The 17,240-nt window shown below is 62.1% G+C and carries 15 protein-coding genes and 4 pseudogenes; 9 read left to right on the top strand and 10 right to left on the bottom strand.

Going from position 1 to position 17,240, the window contains the following annotated elements; genetic code table 11:
* Nucleotides 1-182: 182 nt before the first annotated feature.
* The 3 genes and pseudogenes from MKK60_RS20260 to MKK60_RS20250 form a co-directional block, all read right to left on the bottom strand.
* Nucleotides 183-428, bottom strand: a complete 246-nt coding sequence (locus tag MKK60_RS20260) for a hypothetical protein (protein ID WP_243988353.1) — start codon at nt 426-428, stop codon at nt 183-185.
* A gap of 1 nt (nt 429) precedes the next feature.
* Complete coding sequence (locus MKK60_RS20255; RefSeq protein ID WP_243988352.1) at nt 430-675, bottom strand: hypothetical protein; 246 nt, start codon at nt 673-675, stop codon at nt 430-432.
* A gap of 254 nt (nt 676-929) precedes the next feature.
* A pseudogene (locus MKK60_RS20250) lies at nt 930-1,094 on the bottom strand (IS5/IS1182 family transposase); the annotation flags it as partial.
* A gap of 349 nt (nt 1,095-1,443) precedes the next feature.
* Here MKK60_RS20250 and MKK60_RS20245 point away from each other — a divergent pair.
* Nucleotides 1,444-2,976, top strand: coding sequence for a sensor domain-containing diguanylate cyclase (locus tag MKK60_RS20245; RefSeq protein WP_243988351.1), 1,533 nt, complete (start codon nt 1,444-1,446; stop codon nt 2,974-2,976).
* A gap of 307 nt (nt 2,977-3,283) precedes the next feature.
* Here MKK60_RS20245 and MKK60_RS20240 read toward each other — a convergent pair whose 3' ends face one another.
* A complete protein-coding gene (locus MKK60_RS20240) occupies nt 3,284-3,607 on the bottom strand; it encodes a hypothetical protein (protein WP_243988350.1) in 324 nt (107 codons plus the stop codon).
* 225 nt (nt 3,608-3,832) lie between these two features.
* On the opposite strand from MKK60_RS20240, the gene MKK60_RS20235 reads away from it, so the two are divergent.
* The 4 genes and pseudogenes from MKK60_RS20235 to MKK60_RS20220 all read left to right on the top strand — a co-directional run bounded on the left by MKK60_RS20235 (nt 3,833) and on the right by MKK60_RS20220 (nt 7,796).
* A complete protein-coding gene (locus MKK60_RS20235; RefSeq protein WP_243988349.1) occupies nt 3,833-5,773 on the top strand; it encodes a PAS domain-containing protein in 1,941 nt (646 codons plus the stop codon).
* Nucleotides 5,774-5,861: 88 nt separating this feature from the next.
* A pseudogene (locus MKK60_RS20230) lies at nt 5,862-6,334 on the top strand (IS481 family transposase); the annotation flags it as partial.
* 599 nt (nt 6,335-6,933) lie between these two features.
* On the top strand, nt 6,934-7,536 hold the full coding sequence (locus MKK60_RS20225) for a Crp/Fnr family transcriptional regulator (protein WP_313901139.1): 603 nt from the start codon (nt 6,934-6,936) through the stop codon (nt 7,534-7,536).
* Nucleotides 7,536-7,796, top strand: a complete 261-nt coding sequence (locus MKK60_RS20220; protein WP_243988347.1) for a DUF6894 family protein — start codon at nt 7,536-7,538, stop codon at nt 7,794-7,796. The genes MKK60_RS20225 and MKK60_RS20220 overlap by 1 nt, the downstream gene beginning before the upstream one ends.
* Nucleotides 7,797-7,820: 24 nt before the next feature.
* Here MKK60_RS20220 and MKK60_RS20215 read toward each other — a convergent pair whose 3' ends face one another.
* From MKK60_RS20215 to MKK60_RS20200, 4 genes are read right to left on the bottom strand one after another with little or no spacing between them, the layout of a single operon-like run.
* Nucleotides 7,821-9,083 (bottom strand): EAL domain-containing protein, encoded by a 1,263-nt coding sequence (locus tag MKK60_RS20215; RefSeq protein ID WP_243988346.1) that lies wholly within the window; start codon nt 9,081-9,083, stop codon nt 7,821-7,823.
* 55 nt (nt 9,084-9,138) lie between these two features.
* Nucleotides 9,139-9,678 carry a hypothetical protein gene (locus MKK60_RS20210; protein WP_243988345.1) on the bottom strand — a complete coding sequence of 180 codons (540 nt, stop codon included), beginning with the start codon at nt 9,676-9,678 and terminating at the stop codon, nt 9,139-9,141.
* Entirely contained in the window at nt 9,675-10,100 is a 426-nt protein-coding gene (locus MKK60_RS20205; RefSeq protein WP_243988344.1) for a hypothetical protein, read from the bottom strand. Before MKK60_RS20205 ends, MKK60_RS20210 begins: the two co-directional genes overlap by 4 nt.
* On the bottom strand, nt 10,085-10,630 hold the full coding sequence (locus MKK60_RS20200) for a hypothetical protein (protein WP_243988343.1): 546 nt from the start codon (nt 10,628-10,630) through the stop codon (nt 10,085-10,087). Before MKK60_RS20200 ends, MKK60_RS20205 begins: the two co-directional genes overlap by 16 nt.
* 284 nt (nt 10,631-10,914) lie before the next feature.
* Between MKK60_RS20200 and MKK60_RS20195 the strand changes: the two are divergent.
* Both MKK60_RS20195 and MKK60_RS20190 read left to right on the top strand, forming a co-directional pair.
* Nucleotides 10,915-11,381: pseudogene (locus MKK60_RS20195) on the top strand (IS5 family transposase); the annotation flags it as partial.
* A gap of 254 nt (nt 11,382-11,635) precedes the next feature.
* Nucleotides 11,636-14,053: an EAL domain-containing protein gene (locus MKK60_RS20190; protein ID WP_243988342.1), complete on the top strand. Its 2,418-nt coding sequence runs from the start codon at nt 11,636-11,638 to the stop codon at nt 14,051-14,053.
* Between the two features lie 73 nt (nt 14,054-14,126).
* Here the strand turns inward: MKK60_RS20190 and MKK60_RS20185 are convergent, their stop codons facing one another.
* Together MKK60_RS20185 and MKK60_RS20180 are read right to left on the bottom strand one after the other, a co-directional pair.
* A complete protein-coding gene (locus tag MKK60_RS20185) occupies nt 14,127-14,429 on the bottom strand; it encodes a hypothetical protein (RefSeq protein WP_243988341.1) in 303 nt (100 codons plus the stop codon).
* Nucleotides 14,430-14,626: 197 nt separating this feature from the next.
* Nucleotides 14,627-15,616: pseudogene (locus MKK60_RS20180) on the bottom strand (helix-turn-helix domain-containing protein).
* A 141-nt stretch (nt 15,617-15,757) separates the two neighbouring features.
* Here MKK60_RS20180 and MKK60_RS20175 point away from each other — a divergent pair.
* Nucleotides 15,758-16,225, top strand: coding sequence for a MucR family transcriptional regulator (locus tag MKK60_RS20175; RefSeq protein ID WP_243988340.1), 468 nt, complete (start codon nt 15,758-15,760; stop codon nt 16,223-16,225).
* A gap of 446 nt (nt 16,226-16,671) precedes the next feature.
* Entirely contained in the window at nt 16,672-16,848 is a 177-nt protein-coding gene (locus MKK60_RS20170) for a hypothetical protein (protein ID WP_243937890.1), read from the top strand.
* Nucleotides 16,849-17,240: the final 392 nt, after the last annotated feature.

The following is a 17,240-nucleotide window of genomic DNA, read 5'->3' as shown; positions in this document are numbered from 1 at the left end:
GGCTGCTTTCAGGAAGCGCCAATGGCCCACGGTACGTCTGTGTTGGGTCGCAAGCCGAATGGCCGCTTGGGGTGGGGAGCGGACCTTAGGCCCTGGTCCAAAAGCAGACGCTCAGCTTCCGATCCTTTGCGGACCTCGGATGCATACGGAGGCAAATCGCATAAGCACCTGAGTAGGGCCGGTCAGCCCTCCTTCGGCTTGAAGTCCATTCGCGGCGCAATGTCGGATCGCAGCGACCAGATGATGGCTCCCGAGGGGCCGGACAGCGACTCGGACAAAAGCTCCATGGTCGGGTTGGGGGCAGCATAGAGCTTCGCGAGTGCGATGGCATCGTCGGGGCTCTTGGCCTGGATTTCGCGACCGTCGATCGCGCAGCCCGCGCGGCCGTCCAGAAAGCGTAGAATGCATTTCAGGCGGTAGATTGGCACGTCAGTCTTCGGCGAGATGGCGGTGGAAGATGCCACCGTAAGTCATGCTCACGGCTGCAAGCTCACCCTGTAGCTCAAAAGCACGGACCCGATGACTTCGCGCCACAGCAGCGAGACCCTTGGCAATCAGTTCGTCGCCCAGGGCGCTCGCCTCCGCAGAGATAGCCCCAAGCTGGTCGGCACAAGCCTCCTCAGTCTCGATACCGCTCGCCAGAATGCACATCAGTTCAAGGGCGGCTTCATGCATCGCGGCGAGATAGGGCGTCTGCTCACGCGAGGGGAGAGGGTAAGCTACGTTGCACCGTTTTATGGCCGCAAGGCCCGCTTCCGAGCGAAGCAGACAATGCAGCCTTCTACCGCTTCGCCTCGATCATCGAACGGATGCGCGCGGCCATGGTCTCGATGGGGAATGGCTTGGTCAGTACCGCCATCCCCGGCGCGAGTGCCCATTGCTGAGTAGCGCGTTCTCGGCGTAACCGGTGACGAACAGCACCTTGAGGTCCGGATGCCGTCGAAGACCGCGCGCAGGAGCCGGCGCCATGGGCGGCCTGTGCTGGATGGCGCAGGCAGAAGCGGCGCAAGCACAGCCCACTCGGCATCGCTGAGGCTGGTTGCGTAAGGCAGGCTCTCGCGCGCAAGCTCAGCGCGGGCGGCGGGCGTCCACATCGGGGTTCCTGGGTGAGCGTCAGACACTCTCCCAACGCCCGCGATGCTCGCCGCTTACCCAAAAGCTAAGCTGTTCTGCCTTTTATGAAACGGGGTCTCCGTAGTGAACAACCGGACGCTAAACGCTCAGCCGCGCTCTCTGGTTTGTCGTTGTGAATGGCTTCGCAACAGCCCATCCCTTGCGCTATCTGTCATAGCTTTTCAAAGCTTCGCCTGAGTGCCTGTCCTTAATCGAAATATTTTATTAAATATACCGCGAACCAGCGCCAAAAAAATTTATACAAAAGCGGCGTAAGCTTTTTCGGCCTACTCACGAAGCAACAAGAACGAAGCTTGGGAGTATCCATCTATGGCCCTGCCGCGCCGCCTCGCGCGACGTCTGCGCTCCTCCCGCACCTGGATCGCCCTTGGCATCCTCGCCCCCGTCGGCATGGTGATCGTGTCGGGCCTGATGCTACTCGACCTACGACGCGACGCCTGGGCCATGGCGGAACAGACCTCGAAGAACCTGCTGAAGGTCATCGAACGTGACATCGCCCGCAACGTCGAGATCATCGACCTTTCCCTGAGGGCCGTTGTCGACAACCTCAAGGCGCCGGGCGTCACCGAGGCCACCCCCGAACTGCGCCAACTCATCCTATTCGACCGGGCCTCGACGGCACAGGACCTCGGCGTGATGCTCGTCCTCGACGAGAACGGCGACAGCGTCATCGACGCGTCGTCGGTGCCCCCGCGCAAGCTCAACAACGCTGACCGCGACTATTTTCGGGCACACAAGGCTGCCCCCAAGTTGGGGCTTGTCATCAGCAGGCCACTGGTTTCGCGCCTGACGGGGGCTCGTATCGTCGTGCTGAGCCGCCGCATCGACAAACCGGACGGATCGTTCGGCGGCATCGTGCTTGCTAGCCTGAATTTGTCTTACTTTAGCCGCCTCTTTGATCAGATTGGCCTTGGCAAGGGCGGCGCGATCAACCTGTATCTGCGCGATGGTACACGTCTGATGCGTCATCCATTCGTTGAAGAAGACATCGCCGCAAATATCGACGGCACGCCCAACTTCGACCGCTTCGTGCGCGAGCGCAGCGGCGCCTTCGTTGGGTCGTCCGTGCGCGACGGCATCGAGCGCCACTATGTTTTCACGAAAGTCGGCGAGTGGCCGCTGGTACTGAACGTCGCCCTCTCCACCTATGAGATCGAAGCTGCGTGGGGTGCCAAGGCGCTCGTCATTAGCGTCGTCGTGCTGTCCCTGTGCGGCCTGACCGTATTCCTGTCGCTTCTGTACGGGCGGGACCTACGCCGCCGGGCTGCGCTGCAGGCTGAACTCGCCGAACTGTCGCGCACCGACGCTTTGACTGGGCTTCCGAACCGGCGTCGGTTCGAGGAAACTTTTGAGCGCGTGTGGGTGGGCGCACAGCGAACCCGCCGGCCGTTCTCCCTGCTCGTCGTCGATGCAGATCACTTCAAGCGCTACAATGACCGTTATGGCCACGCGGTTGGAGATGAGGTCCTCAAGGGGCTCGCAGCCTGCCTGGGGGCCAGCGTGCATCGACCAGACGATCTCGTCGCGCGGGTCGGAGGCGAGGAGTTCGTAATTCTGCTGCCCGAAACCGATGTGGAAGGTGCCTTGCGCATCGCCGGCAAGCTTCACGCGGCCGTCTCGTTACTGGCGGTCCCGTCGGCCGGCATTGGCGCGGGAGCGGTAACCGTGAGCGTTGGCCTCGCCGTCGGACCGGCTGACGCCGCGTCACCGAACGACCTCTACCGAAAGGCGGACGCCGCTCTCTACGCCGCTAAGGAAGGGGGGCGCAATCAGACCCAATGCGCACCTGGGGCTCCAGAAGATACGGGTGCGGTCATCGCGCTCCGCTCGGTTCGCGCCTGATCCAGGTTGCCCTGGGGCATGCCGGGCTCAGGACGCATCACAAGAAACGTTCGGGCATTCGGCCAACGTCCGGTTCTGAGAACGCTGCGAACCTGCCTGTTCGGCGAAGTTGGGTCGACACCGGGTGGTCGGGTTCACGTTTCAGGAGGGCTCGCCAGCAGACGTTCAATGTCGGAAATACCGTCGTTTACTTGGCGTGGAAAATCCAAACGCGTTTGCTCTCGACGTGCACTTCGTGAGAGCGTTCCAGTCCGGCGACGTTGCGGGCTCACCTAAGCTGCTAGTGCTCTAAGGGGGATCGTTCGGGCTATTGAACGTGCAGGGTGAGCTTCATCTTTGGATGGATGCCGCACTGAATGATGAAGTTGCCCGGCTCTTTGAGCGTGAGCGTGGCCTGCTTGCCGGGCTCTTGATCCCCAGCATCGAATGCGAACCGATCGGCCTCGATGAAGGCGTGATGGATCGTGCTGTCGTCACCATTGACGAGGGTGATGGTGTCACCTCGACGCAGGAACAGATCGGTAGGATCATAGTGACGGCCCTTCTGAAGCACAATCCTGATGGCACTGGACAGTTCTGCGTGAGCCGCTCCGACCGCGGCGAGCGCGGTGGTCAAGGCGAGGACGGACATAGCGGTTCTGTAAGCGTGCATATCTCACCTCGTACTGCGGCAGGACGCATGCACGCAAGATGGTAAGAGAGCGGCCGTAGAATGCATAAAATTCAACTTATCTCCGCTGTAGCAGGTCTCGTTTGAGCAAAGCGTTAAGCAGGCGTCCTTATGAACGGGCGCGCAATCATCAGCGCTTGGTGAGAAGACTCTGTGCCCTTATTCAATGCCGATCTGCGCTCGCTCATGGCGGCAATCGACAGGTCCAGGGCTCGGATCGAATTCGCCCCCGACGGTACGGTTCTAGCCGCCAACGTGCTGTTCCTCGACCTGATGGGGTACGCCCTCGCCGAGGTGAAGGGACAACATCATACGCTTTTTGTCTCCCCTGGTGAGAGCGATGGCGACGCTTACCGCGTGTTTTGGGAGGGGCTGCGCCGTGGTGAAGCGCAGACCTGCGAGTTCAAGCGCATCGCCAAGGGTGGTCGTCAGGTCTGGATCCAAGCGACCTACAATCCTGTGCTGGATCGCGCGGGACGTGTCACCCGGATCGTCAAGTTCGCGACCGACATCACTGCGCAGGTGCTTCGTAACATCGACCACGATGGCCAGCTCGATGCTCTGCACCGCTCCCAAGCCGTGATCGAGTTCGCCCTCGACGGCACGATCCTGACTGCCAACCAGAACTTTCTTGATGCGGTGGGCTACAGCCTCGACGAAATTCAGGGCCGCCACCACGGGCTGTTCGTGGATCCCTCCGAGCGAGAGGGCGGGGCCTACCGTGAATTCTGGGCGAAGCTCGCCCGCGGTGAGTTCGCAGCCGGTGAGTTCCGGCGAATCGCCAAGGGCGGCCGCGAGATCTGGATCCAGGCCACGTACAATTCGATCTGTGATCGAGACGGCAAGCCGATCAAGGTGGTGAAGTTCGCTACCGACATCACTGCGCAGAAGTTGCAGACAACTGATGCGGCGGGTCAGCTGGCGGCGGTCAACCGGTCCCAGGCGGTGATCGAATTCGCCCCCGATGGTACGGTGCTGGATGCCAACGCAAACTTCCTCGCGACGGTCGGTTATCGGATCGAGGAGATCCGTGGGCAGCACCACGCCATGTTCGTCGAACCCGGCTACGCGCAGACTCCGGAATATTCAGCCTTCTGGGATCGCCTGCGCGGCGGCGACTTCTCCTCCGGCATGTTCCAGCGCTTCGGCAATGGCGGCCGCCCAGTGTGGATCCAGGCAAGCTACAACCCGATCTTCGACCCCAATGGCCGGCTGACCAAGGTCGTTAAGTACGCCACTGACGTCACAGCTAACATGGCAGCGCGTTCCGTCGCGGTGCAGGCGGCCGAGCGAACCCTCGACAACGTGCAGGTGGTGACTGACGCCGCTGAGACCATGAACGCCGCCGCGCAAGAGATCTCGCGCAGCATGACGCAGTCCAAGACGGCTGTAGATGACATCCACGGGCGAACTGGTGAAGCGGACGCTGCGACCGAGCGGTTGCGTGCGGCGGCGAGCGCGATGGGTGGCGTCGCCGCCGCGATCGCGGGTATCGCCCAACAGATCAACCTACTGGCACTGAATGCTACCATCGAGGCGGCGCGAGCGGGAGCTGCCGGACGCGGCTTCGCAGTTGTGGCGGCCGAGGTGAAGGATCTGGCCGGTCAGGCCGCTGCGGCCACGAACCGGATCAGCGGCGAGGTCACCGGCATGCAGACCGTGTCGGCGGAGGTCGCGACGACGCTGGCATCGATCACCGCGGCGATTGGAACGATCAGCGCGCATGTCGACGGCGTGAGCGCATCGATGGACGAGCAGACCCGGGCAACCGGGGAGATCCTCGCTAGCATGCGGCATGCGGCCGAAGGCGTATCGAGCATCAGTACGAGTCTGGATAACTGGACGGTGGGGATGGAAGAGCGGCGCAACGAGCGTCGGACCCGTGTCCTGCTACCAGCCAGCATCCATGTGCCTGGCAGCTGTATCGCCTGCTCGATCCGCGATTTGTCTGACGGTGGTGCGCGATTGCATATTCGGATGCACGCGCAAGTCCCCGAGCGGTTTGAGCTGACTGTTGATAGCGACGGACGTAAGTTCAGCTGCGAAGTCCGACAGCGGTCTGGCGCCAGCGTGAACGTACAGTTCCTGCAGACCGTAGAAGCTAGGATCTTACGTGTGGCTTTGTAAGGGCGCGGAGCGTGCGGCGGACTAGCTGTACAGTCCCGCGGTGAGGTGGCATCGGTTTAGCTGAAGCCGCTGCATGCCGGGAGGCATTATGGGACAGGTTCTTCACGGCTGCGCCACGACCACGCACGCAATCAGAGCAGCGCTACAGCAATCGAAAGCTTCCCCCAAAGATCTTGCCGCACAGCATGGGCTGAACCCCAAGACGGTCGCGAAGTGGCGCAAGCGTGCCTTCGTGCATGACGCGGTGATGGGACCGAAAACGCTGCGCCCGACCGTGCTCACGACCTAGCGGAGCGGATCATCGTTGCCTTCCACCGACACACCTTCTTGCCGATCGACGAGATCTCTACACGCTTCAAGCCCCATCCCGCACCTGACCCACTCGTCGCTGCATCGTTGTCTGCAGCGCCACGGGATCAGCGGTTACCTGAGGTCGGCGGCGACAAGCCTAGCAAGCAAGCCTTCAAGGCTTATCTGATCGACATCTTCCACATCGACATCACAGAAGTTCCCACCGGCGAAGGCAAGATATACCTCTGGGTGGCCATCGACAGAACATCCAACCACACGAGCACCGCGCGCAAGGATTGCTCCTCCGCAGTTGGAATGGATGATCGGCTCACCGACACAGAACTCATCCTCGGTTATTCGCGACCTCCCCCTTTTAACAAGCCACGAAGGAGGGCGGAACAACTGAGAGTATTTCTCGATCAGAACTAGTACTTCTAATAACTGTGTTAGTGTATAGAAATATTTTCCGTAACACCACATAGTCTGCATAATTGATAAAACATTATTCATTATGTACAATAGAAATGTATAATAGTTTAGGTATTATAATAGTTCGACAAGAATGAGGCGGATCCAACAAATGATGTCATAGCACGATTATTCAGAAAAGTACTTTTTATTAAAAATGATATATTCCTATTGACTTTAAAGATTTTTATGTCATTATGTATACGCAACAAAAAATTATATGCGGTAGATTTGATGCTGCGTATGTGCAATCGAGCAAAGCTTGATGGGGATGCCGAGCCCGAAAAATAAAAGGTTTACACATGTCGGCCATGGGACAATCGACTGTCCGCAATCGTTTGCTCAAGATAATAGATCCTAGCGACTTCGCGCTTCTGGCTCCACATCTCCGTGCAAGACCAATGACCTTCCGCCAAGTGCTCGTCGCTCCGGACGAGCGGATCGCTACCCTCTTCTTTCCGGAGGTCGGCATCGCCTCGATCACGTTCGAGGGGGTCGAAGTTGGGGTCGTCGGCCGCGAGGGTTTGGTTGGGGGGACGGTCGTACTCCTCGGTAGCGATACCAGCCCCTACAGCCACGTCGTCCAAGTGCCCGGCGCGATGCTCACCATTGATACCGAAGCGCTCCGTGGAGCGATCGCTGCGAGCCCTAGCCTCGGTCGCATGTTCCTTCACTTCGTGCGCGCGTATGTCATTCAAACATCTCATACAGCCTACGCGAACGCGAGCTACGGGATCGAAGCGCGCCTCGCGCGCTGGCTGCTAATGTGCCACGACCGCGTGGACGGTGACGAGATCCGGATCACGCATGAATATCTTGGGCAGATGCTGGGCATGCACCGGACTGGCGTGACGATGGCGCTTCAATCGCTGCAGGCTAATGGTCTCGTACGTGCGCAACGCGGAGGCGTCGTCATCCTGAGACACGCCGGCCTCGTAGCATTGGCCGGGGACAGCTACGGCGTGCCGGAAGCGTCGTACGCGCGGCTTCTCGGGAACGCCTGATGCCGCGCTACTTCCTGAACGTCCGCCATGGCATGCAAGCCGTAATCGTCGACCCGGAAGGCGATGAGGCGATCGACCTCGACGCGATTCATGCCCATGCCCTACGCGTTGGCCGTGACCTTATCCTACGCGCGCATTCCGTTGTCGTGCGCGATTGGTTCACCTGCACGTTCGAGATCACGAACGCGGAGGGCAGGCTCTTACTAACCGTTCCTTTTGGCGCGGACTTCGTCAACGCGCCCGAAGCCGCTGAGCGCTGACGGGCACGACGCCGCATGCCTCCCTTAGGGTGCGCCACACGCCTCGGCGGCCGTCTGGTCGTAGCGCCGCGGCTCGGCGACGAACCATTCCATCGCCGCCCGCGAGGCCTCCGCCAGCGGCATGGGCCGGCCCATGAGATATCCCTGGACCCGTGTCGTACCGAGTTCGCAAAGCATCGCGTACTCGGCCGCCGTCTCCACACCTTCCGCGATGACCTCGCAGCCGATGTCGCAACTGTAGGCGGTGATGGCAGCCGCAAGCGCACGCCGCGATGTGCACACGTCGATGTCGCGGATCAAGCTCTTGTCGAGCTTGATGAACTCCGGGGCAAGGTCGACGACGTGTCGAAACGATGAATGGCCGGCTCCGACATCATCGATCGCAAGCCGTAGTCCTCGCTGACGCAGGGGCGCGAGGGCTTTCCTCAGTGGCTCGTACTCCTCGATGACGGCGTTCTCCGTGAGTTCCAGCACGACTCGTTCGAGCGGGTACCTCGCCAAGGCCTGTGGAAGGTGCGGGCTCGTAACATGTTCCGGCGACAGATTGATCGTCAGGTTGATCGCAGGATCGAGCACGTCAAGCGCGACGAGGGCCTTGCTTATGGCAAGCAGTTCGAGATCTTCGCCCAGGCCAACGCCTGCCGCCTCCGCGAACCAAGCGTTCGGCGGCCGATGGGGTTCGAGGGCAAACCGTGCGAGGGCCTCGAAGGCGACGAGGCGACTGTCAGCAGTGCGATAAATAGGTTGGTAGACGATGTCGAATGCCTGGCGTTCAATGACGTCGGCGATCCGCACGCGACACTGTCTCGCGCTTACGTTGTCCTCGCGGCTCCTGTGCAATACCGCCTCGATGATTTCCCCGCAGAAGCGCAGCACCCCGAGGTCGTGCGATGTCAGGCCATGGCCAGGCCTGTAACTGAAGCAACACAGTGTGCCGTACACGGTGCCATCCCGATCCCGCAGGGGAACGCTAAGATGGGCGCCGATAGGGAAGGCGTGGGTGGCGGTCAGGCCCACCGTAACTGGATGCTCGGCGGCATCAGGCAGGAGACCCGGCACCAAGCCGCGCGCGACGTAATGGCAGAAGCTCGTCCCCAAAGGATCGCCGCCACCGGTCCGGATGCGCGAATCCTCGCCATCGATGTATCGGAAGACTCGGTCGCCCGCGACGAATTCGGATACGAAGCCAACGTCCATCGCGAGATGGCGGCGCACCGCTCGCAGGATGCTCTGCACTTGTTCCCCCACGCCGCCAGCACCGACGGGGATGAGCGCCGCCAACGGCATCTCGCGTACTCCTGATCAATCGCTATGGAAGTCGCTCGCGCAGGTCGCGCAGCCTTCAAAGAGGCGGGAACGAACCCCTGAGCCCCGAGGATGCCCTCTGTCCGCGTGGCGGGGCCGAGGCCCTCGGCGGCGCCGAGTCCCTGGGGAGATCCTTCCGCTTCAGGTCGTCAAGCTTCTGATCCGTGGACGCGAGGCTGCGCTTCATGACCTCGATTTCCAGACGTCGTCGTTCGAGTTCCAGCTCGTAGAGTTTGTTGCAGTCCATCCGGCTCGGGGACGCGTCGAGGGACATCGAGAAGCGGGCGTAGACTCCGCCGTTCTTCTGCGTTGGCTGCTTGGTGGCGGTGGTGGATCCATACGGGTAACTGTAGCTGTAGGCAGACCCGTAGAGGTTGTCGCCGCCGGCGCCATACGAACCGACCTCCATCCGCTTCATCCCGTCCATCGTCGTGCGGCAGCTTGTGCCGTCTGCCGCGTGGAACTCGTCCTGTCCCGCGCTCGTCGGTGACGAAGGTAGATAGAAGCCCGCCTGCGCCTGCGCGACCGTGCACCCGGCGACGATGAGGGCCAGGGAGGCTAGCACTCGAACGATCATTGCAGCCTCCGGACGATGAGCTTCGAGCACACGCGGGTGTTGACCGAGGTCGAAGCCGCGCGAAACGGGTCGCGGCGCGCGACCGATTTTGTGCACACGCGGACGATGCGCTCCGGCTTCCCGTCGAGGTCGACCATGACGGTGATGCGCCTCGGCGCTACGCCGGTAAATGCGTTCGCCGCCGACGGGACCGTGACACGGTCCGGGGATGCGACCGCGTAGCGCGTCGGCATCCAGGTCCCAAAATCAAACAGCTCGACGACGTATTCGGACACGTCCTTCCGGTCGTTGACGGCCTGAAAGTAGGCGATCCCGCGCTCACCGGCCGTCAGCACGACCTGCTGACCGGGGAACAAGGCGTGAGCGTCGGCGATCTGCGCCGGGAGGAGGACTGCGGCAAGCGCGATCAATTGACGGCGCATGTCACCGTCGCCTGTACCGTGTAGGAGCCGCTTTTGAACGTGTCCGTGCCCTGTGCGGTGAGATAGACAGAGACGACCGAGCTACCGAGAAGCGAAAGCGTGCCCGAAGCAGCGCCCGAGGTGCCGGTAAGGTTCAGGACGTTCGCGCCCGTAAGATTCGCTGTCATGGAGAAGGTCGTTGCCGGCACGTTGGCTGGGGATGCGGTCCAGCTCGTCGGCTTGGTGACCGTCAGCGTCGCCGGGGCGGTGTTGATGGCGGTGATCGTCGCGGGCGTGGTCGTCGTCCAGTTCTGCAGGTTCGACGAGAGCGAAAGCGTGCCATCGGTTGGCAAGCTCAGTGTGCATGCCGAAACGGCGATGCCGCGAAAGTTAAGCGTATCCGCACGGACTGTTGATACAAAAACAACGCCGAATCCTAAAAACAATACTAAGCCTATAAGCGTATAGATACTATCAAAAACGAATGAATTTTGATGACAAGAGCTATCGTACGTCTTGTCGATACTTGTAATGAGCTTGCATCTGCACATCGAGATTGCTCATAAAGACCAGGTTGTAACCGCCCCCTTGTTCACCTTCTGATGGTTAATGATAGAATAAAAAATGATGGAAATGGCCAGTTTTAGCAACCTAATGTATGCTGCCTTGCAGCATGGAACGCCCACGTGATGGGGCACAGCGCCCTTATGTCTTGAAATAGACCAACCTCAGGTCTGGTTTCAGACAAACACATTGCGGCAGGGGTTTGAACGAATCGCCATCCTGCAATGATGGGCGCGCCCAGGCTGAAGCCCGGTGAGGGGCGGGCCATCCACAAAGGGGGGCGGTGACTGGTTCGAACCCAACCGACCGAGGCAAGCCGGGAACGAAGCGCCACCTCGTCGTCGATGCCCGCGGCACGCCGCTCGGCATTGTCCAGACCGGGGCCAACACTTACGACAGCACCCAACTCGTTGCTACGCTCGACGCGATCCCGCCAGTGCGCTCGGGCCGCCGTGGACGCCCACGCCGCAGGCCCGGCAAGCTGCACGCCAACAAAGCCTACGATCACCGCTGTTGCGGCCGGGAATGCCGGGCCCGCGGGATCGGGCCGCGTATCGCGTGCCGGGGGGGGCGAGAGCAGTCAGCGCCTGGGCCGCCACCGGTTGGGTGGTCCAGCGCACGCTGGCGGGGCTCGCCCGCTTCCGCCGTCTGGCCATCCGTTATGAGCGCCGTGCCGACATCCACCTCGCCTTCACCACCCTGGCCTGTGCCCTCGTGACCCTCAATCAATGCAGGTGATTCTGTTAGACGCTCTAAAACCGAGTCTGTACGCGCGAACGGTATAATCGCTAAGTGGTTTAGGCTGCGTGGGGCGCAGGCGACCTCGCTTCCTGCATCGTTCCTCGCTGCGGCCGCGATGCACAATCTGACGATTTATTTTATTATGTCTCAACCATGGTGTGAACTCGGTCCGGTTGCAAAACAGTCGTTAGTAAGCCTGCGTTAAATTCTGAAATTGACGGCCGCACGCTGACCTTTCGACTGAGCTGACCATGATCCGCGTTCTTGACTGCGTCGCGCAGCAGCACGACCTGCGCCTTGTCGCGTTATCGGCTGTGATCTGCGCCCTTGGGTGCTTCGCCACCGTCACCCTGATGGCGCGAACCGACGCCCGGGGACGCGTGCTCGTGCGTACCCTGCTACCAGCTGCGATCATCTTCGGCGGCAGCATTTGGGCGCTGCATTTCGTGGCCATGCTGGCATTCCGGCCCAGTGCTCATGTCGCCTACGACCTTGGATACACCGCCGCCTCGATCGTTGTGGCTATCGTAGGGACCCTAGCTGCCCTAACGCTATGGTCGCGCTTGTCCGCCGCCCCGCTCGGGATCGCACTTGCTGGGATCCTTCTTGGGCTGGCAATTACCAGCATGCACTATCTCGGCGTCGGCGCAATGCGCGCCTCCAGCCTGGTCATGCTCGACCCCAACTATGTCGTCGCCTCGATCCTGATCAGCGTCGCGTTCTCCGCTCTGGCCTTGGCGCGTGCGGGTGCGCTGACGAGCCTTGGTCGCCGCGTCGAGGTCACCGGCTGGCTCGCGCTCGCAATCTGCGGCTTGCACTTCACCGGCATGACGGCCGTGACCGTCGCGCCTATCAGGCTGCAAGACGGCGAAAGCTATGTGCTTGGCTCGACCCTGCTAGCGCTCGCCGTCGCCGCCATCAGCCTCACCGTGCTCATCGCCGGCCTCGTGGCGCTGGCGATGCAGCAGCACCTGTCCCAGCGGGCGTTGCGTGAGCTCGACCGCATGCGCCTGCTCAGCAACCTCGCGCACGAGGTGCTGTTCATCCATCGCGACGGCCATGTCGTGGAGGTCAACCAAGCAGGCACGCGCCTGTTCGCGATGCCGGCCGAGCAGATCATCGGCAAGCCCATGCTCGCCCTGTTCGCGGAGGCCGACGCCCCGGGGTTATTGCGGCGCACCCGTTGCCGCTCCGAGGAGCTGCGCCCCGAGGAGTTTGAGATCCGCACCGCCATCGGCACCCATGTGCCGGTCGAGCTGTCCTGTCGTACGATCGAGTTCGGCGGAAGGCCTGCTACCGCCGTTGCCCTGCGCGACCTCACCGACCGCAGGCGCGACGAAGCGCGTATCCGCCACCTCGCCCTGCACGACGCCCTGACCGACCTGCCCAACCGCTACCTGTTAGAGCAGCGCCTCGGCCCAGCTCTCGACGCCGCCGCCTTGGACGGAACCGGCGTCGCAGTGATCTACCTCGACCTCGACCGGTTCAAGGCTGTCAACGACCGGCACGGTCACGCCGCCGGCGACGCGCTCCTGGTCCAGGCGGCTAAGCGCATGCTGACCGAGCTGCGCCCGACCGACACTCTGGCCCGGGTCGGCGGCGACGAGTTCGTGGTGGTGCTCTCTGGCACGCGTGCGCCCCAGCAGGTTGCGGAGGTTGGCAGCCGACTAATCGCAAGCCTGCGCCGGCCGTTTCAGCTCGATGACCATCGCGTCGAGATCGGCGCCTCAGCCGGCGTCGCGCTCTACCCGGGTGACGGCAGCACTGCCGAGACCCTGCTGCGCGCCGCCGATACCGCCCTGTACCAGGTCAAGGACGAGGGCCGGGGTGTGGTACGGTTCTTCGAGGCGGCGATGGACGCGCAGCTGCAGGCGCGACGGCAGCTCGAACACGAGCTTGGTGGCGCTATCACCCGCGACGAACTGCAACTGTTCTACCAGCCAATTGTCAACGCCCGCACCGGCGAGATCGAGACGTTTGAGGCGCTGATCCGCTGGCAGCACCCGGAGCGTGGCTTCATCTCCCCGGGCGAGTTCATCCCGGTGGCGGAACAGGCCAACCTCATTGGGCAAATCGGGGAATGGGTGATCGACACTGCCTGCGCGGCGGCGGTGGCTTGGGCGCAGGCGTGGCGCGTGTCGGTCAACGTCTCGCCGACCCAGTTCCGGCAATCCGACGTGCCTGCGATCGTCGCGGCGGCACTGGCGCGGCACGGGCTCGACCCAGCGCGGCTGGTGGTCGAGATCACCGAGAGCGTGTTCATCCAGGATGCAACGAAGGCCGTGCAGGTCCTGACCGACCTGCGCGGGCTTGGCGTCCGTTTGGCCCTCGACGATTTCGGGACCGGCTATTCCTCGTTAAGCTACCTGCAGCAGTTCCGGTTCGACAAGATCAAGGTCGATCAGTCGTTCGTGCGCCGCCTCGGGCAGAACGTGGACACGCTCGCGATCGTGCGGGCGATCGTCAACCTCGGGCACAACCTTGGCCTGCAAGTCACGGTCGAGGGGGTCGAGACGATCGAGCAGCTGGCGATCCTGCGTGATCTGCGCTGCGAACAGATGCAGGGCTACCTGTTCGCGCGTCCAACTCCGGTGCTGGCGACGACCGAGCTGGATCGGGCACGGCTACGGGCGCTGTTTGCTGCCCCGTCGATCAAGGCGCACGCTTGAGACTGCGACGAGCCCCCGAGGCGCATCGCCATGGCCGCTCCGGGGCCCACCTCAGCGTAATGCCCAATCGGCCTCACCCGGTCGTGGAGGATGCCGCGACACCGCTGGGTTCGGCCTCAGCGCTGTGTCGGACAGGAGCGATCCGGGCCATCGACTGCACGAGCTGGATGCTGCGTTGACGGGCCACCCTGTCGCCGATCGCAAAGTAGGCTTGCACCAGTGCCATCACGGCCAATGCTTCCTCCCCGGGGGCATCCGCCGGGCCACGCAAGCGATACGAGGTGTAGAGCTCGGTGATCGGCACGCCGAGTTGATCGGCGATACGCGCGAGCAGACGTGACCGGTCCATTATGTCTTGACGGTGATCATCAGCCATCGGGCGAGCCTAAAGCGACCTAGAAGTTGCATGGTTTACCCATAAAACACAACCTATAAGGGAAGTCACCTCGCTTTAGGGTTGTCTCCTTCTCATCGTGCGCGTGATGCTTCGAGGCCACACCGATCCGGTGTCCGTAGGTGAGACGGAGCCATTTCTGGCTAGGTTTGAGTGGCGCCTCAATGCGAAGGAGAGCCTTATCGTGATCGGACAGCGCTTGAAGCCGTCTGGGACGTCGAGCCGAAGGAGAGCCACCGGTACTCGCTCGGGGACAACCCATAGTGGCCACGGAAGCGGCGACTGAAGTGCGATTGGGTGGCAAAGCCGCAGCCGTACGCTAGCGCTCCAATCGTCAGATGGGCATGGCCGGGATCCATGAGCCGCTGCGCCGCGACTTCCAGACGTCGGCGCCAGATCCAATCGGCGACGTTGCGGTCGTGCTGGCGAAACAGTTGCTGCAGGTAGCGTAACGACACGCCTACGGCAGCTGCAAGGGTGGGCGGATCCAGGTTCGGATCGCCGAAGTGGCCCTCGATGTAAGCCATGGCACGCTGGACGATGAGCGTGCCTTGCAGGTCTTTGGGCGTTTCACGGGCAAGACGCTCCGCAAGGCTGGCAATGAGAAGATCGACCCCGATCGAAGCCATCCGTGCCGTCGTATCCAACGGGAGTCGTGCGTAGGTGCGAACCAGTTCCTGGAAGAAGGTGGTGACCAACGAGGTGCTGGCTTGATCCATCCCAAGGGTCAGCGCCGTGTAACGACGTGTCGATCCAAGCGCCTGTTCCAAACGTTCACGAGGCAGCTCGACAAACAATGTCCGGCTGTCGGCGTCGGTGGCCATGACGGTCGGGCGCCGATCCAGCACCACAATCTCACCGGGATGCTGGACTGAGGTGCGATCATCCTGCGCGCTGAACACTACACCGTGCAGCGCAATTGCGACGTTGAGCGTATCGTGCTTGCCGTGCCGGCGGATCGTATCCGCCGTCGCCTCGGTCCTGATCGCGCTTTGCGTCAGGCGGGTGATCACCAATGGACCGACGTCGGCAGCCTCCATCGTACCCTAGAATGCCCCAGCATCGGCGGGCGTCAGTTCGACCGGGACAATCCGCTCGAAGACCGTTTCGCGCCAGCGCCGAAATCCATTCTTGGGCTCTTCGTCTGCGGTCGAGAACAAAGTCCTCATGATTTGACCAAACGAATGCTTCTATACACACGTGAAAATAAGCACCGATGCGCGCTCATGCAAACCGTAGCACGCTCTCAGGCAAGCGCAATGCGGCGTATCAACCTAAGAGTGTATTTCGGCCTCCGAGGAGCTGTGTGCGTGTACCCACCAATCTCCGCCAACGCCCCGTCTGCGATCGAGCTGACGTCTGAACTCGTTGCTGCATACGTTGCGAACAATCCAGTTCCATCCGCCGAGCTTCCAGGATTGATCGCGCGCGTGCACGTTATGATCGCTGGTCTGGCGTGCGGTATGCACACGGTCGAAGACGGGGCGCCTGCCCGTGATGCGGTTGAAACACCGAGCTCGGCCCAGATCCGCGGATCGATCCAGCACGAAGGCCTTGTGAGCTTTATCGACGGCAAAACCTACAAGACGCTGAAGCGGCATCTGACAGCGAATGGGTTCAATCCGCACAGCTACCGCGCCCGGTATGGCCTGCCGGCGGACTACCCGATGGTCGCTGTGAGCTACGCCGAACATCGCTCCGCCCTCGCCAAGGCGATCCACCTTGGCCGATCCGGCCCCTTGACCGAGCGCGAGCGGAAAGACCGCAGGGTTGCCTGACGCGAGCTCCTCCACGGACAGGTCCGATGGAATATCATGAGTGAGTTCGAAGAGCAGCGTGATACCTTGCTGAGCAACCTCGCGAAGCATGCTTGTACGGCGCGAAGCCGATTGAGGTTGTCCCTAGCTGACGCGGCACGCTTGGCTGACCTCACACCTGACGTCGTCGGAGCGATCGAGACCGGTGCTGATTGCACACTTCCGCTCCCTGCGCTCAGGCAGTGGGCTATGTTTCTCGGTCTTACCAAGTGTGGCCTTCCGCGCCCGTGTCCGGCCGGGATGCAGTAGCGTCCGATCACGAGGCCTCGACCCAAGAAACTTCCGCTGGCGCACCCGCGTAGAACGTGGTGATGAACACATTCGATGATGACCCCCGAACCGCGTAAGCGACGTTGGCCGCTGAGGTCCGTGCAGCCCGTAGCCGCGGGGCCTATGCGATCGAGACCTTGGCGGAACTCGCCCGGGTCAATCCCATGGTGATCCATGCGCTGGAAGACGGCGCGACGATTACCGACTCATTGGCTCGGGATCGCGTGCTGGACGTGCTCGGCCTGCGGCAGGGCAACCCGCGACGCGCGAAGATGGTACGCGATCTTACCCGCCCCCGGGGCAGCGTCGGATAGGTCCCTGCCAGTACGATCGCGACCGGAATCGCTTGTTTTCAATTGTATACAATGGGTTGCGACCAGCTGGAGAACGCGCGCTCTGTTCCGTAACGCGCCCGTTATGCGAACAGGCCTACTGTCAGCAAATGGTCGTTTTCTGACTGCTGTGCAGCGACTCGCAGTTTGGCGCTGACCGCCGCCACCGAGCTGTGGCGCCAGGCCGAGCACCTAAACGCCGAGAGGAGCCGCGTGCTGGCTTCGCGCGGCGCCGCCTGAGGCGGGGCCGGAGGGGGGCGCGGTGGAGGCCGGGGTTCGGGAGGCGCGTTCGCGTAGGGCGGAGGGCAGGCCCGCGAGGCCGGGAGGGGCGGCCGGTCGCGAGTTTGCCATACACAAGCGGTGGCAACCAGGGG

The organism is Methylobacterium sp. J-092 (assembly GCF_022829325.1).
In the GTDB taxonomy this organism is placed as follows: Bacteria; Pseudomonadota; Alphaproteobacteria; order Rhizobiales; family Beijerinckiaceae; genus Methylobacterium.
This window is presented reverse-complemented; position numbering and strand designations above follow the sequence as displayed.

Coding starts and splice junctions, on each gene's coding strand:
- MKK60_RS20255 (WP_243988352.1), bottom strand. CDS start 675: ATGCATGAAGCCGCCCTTGAACTGATGTGCATTCTGGCGAGCGGTATC.
- MKK60_RS20225 (WP_313901139.1), top strand. CDS start 6,934: ATGACCTTCCGCCAAGTGCTCGTCGCTCCGGACGAGCGGATCGCTACC.
- MKK60_RS20200 (WP_243988343.1), bottom strand. CDS start 10,630: ATGTGCAGATGCAAGCTCATTACAAGTATCGACAAGACGTACGATAGC.
- MKK60_RS20245 (WP_243988351.1), top strand. CDS start 1,444: ATGGCCCTGCCGCGCCGCCTCGCGCGACGTCTGCGCTCCTCCCGCACC.
- MKK60_RS20240 (WP_243988350.1), bottom strand. CDS start 3,607: ATGTCCGTCCTCGCCTTGACCACCGCGCTCGCCGCGGTCGGAGCGGCT.
- MKK60_RS20205 (WP_243988344.1), bottom strand. CDS start 10,100: ATGCGCCGTCAATTGATCGCGCTTGCCGCAGTCCTCCTCCCGGCGCAG.
- MKK60_RS20235 (WP_243988349.1), top strand. CDS start 3,833: ATGGCGGCAATCGACAGGTCCAGGGCTCGGATCGAATTCGCCCCCGAC.
- MKK60_RS20190 (WP_243988342.1), top strand. CDS start 11,636: ATGATCCGCGTTCTTGACTGCGTCGCGCAGCAGCACGACCTGCGCCTT.
- MKK60_RS20210 (WP_243988345.1), bottom strand. CDS start 9,678: ATGATCGTTCGAGTGCTAGCCTCCCTGGCCCTCATCGTCGCCGGGTGC.
- MKK60_RS20185 (WP_243988341.1), bottom strand. CDS start 14,429: ATGGCTGATGATCACCGTCAAGACATAATGGACCGGTCACGTCTGCTC.
- MKK60_RS20215 (WP_243988346.1), bottom strand. CDS start 9,083: ATGCCGTTGGCGGCGCTCATCCCCGTCGGTGCTGGCGGCGTGGGGGAA.
- MKK60_RS20220 (WP_243988347.1), top strand. CDS start 7,536: ATGCCGCGCTACTTCCTGAACGTCCGCCATGGCATGCAAGCCGTAATC.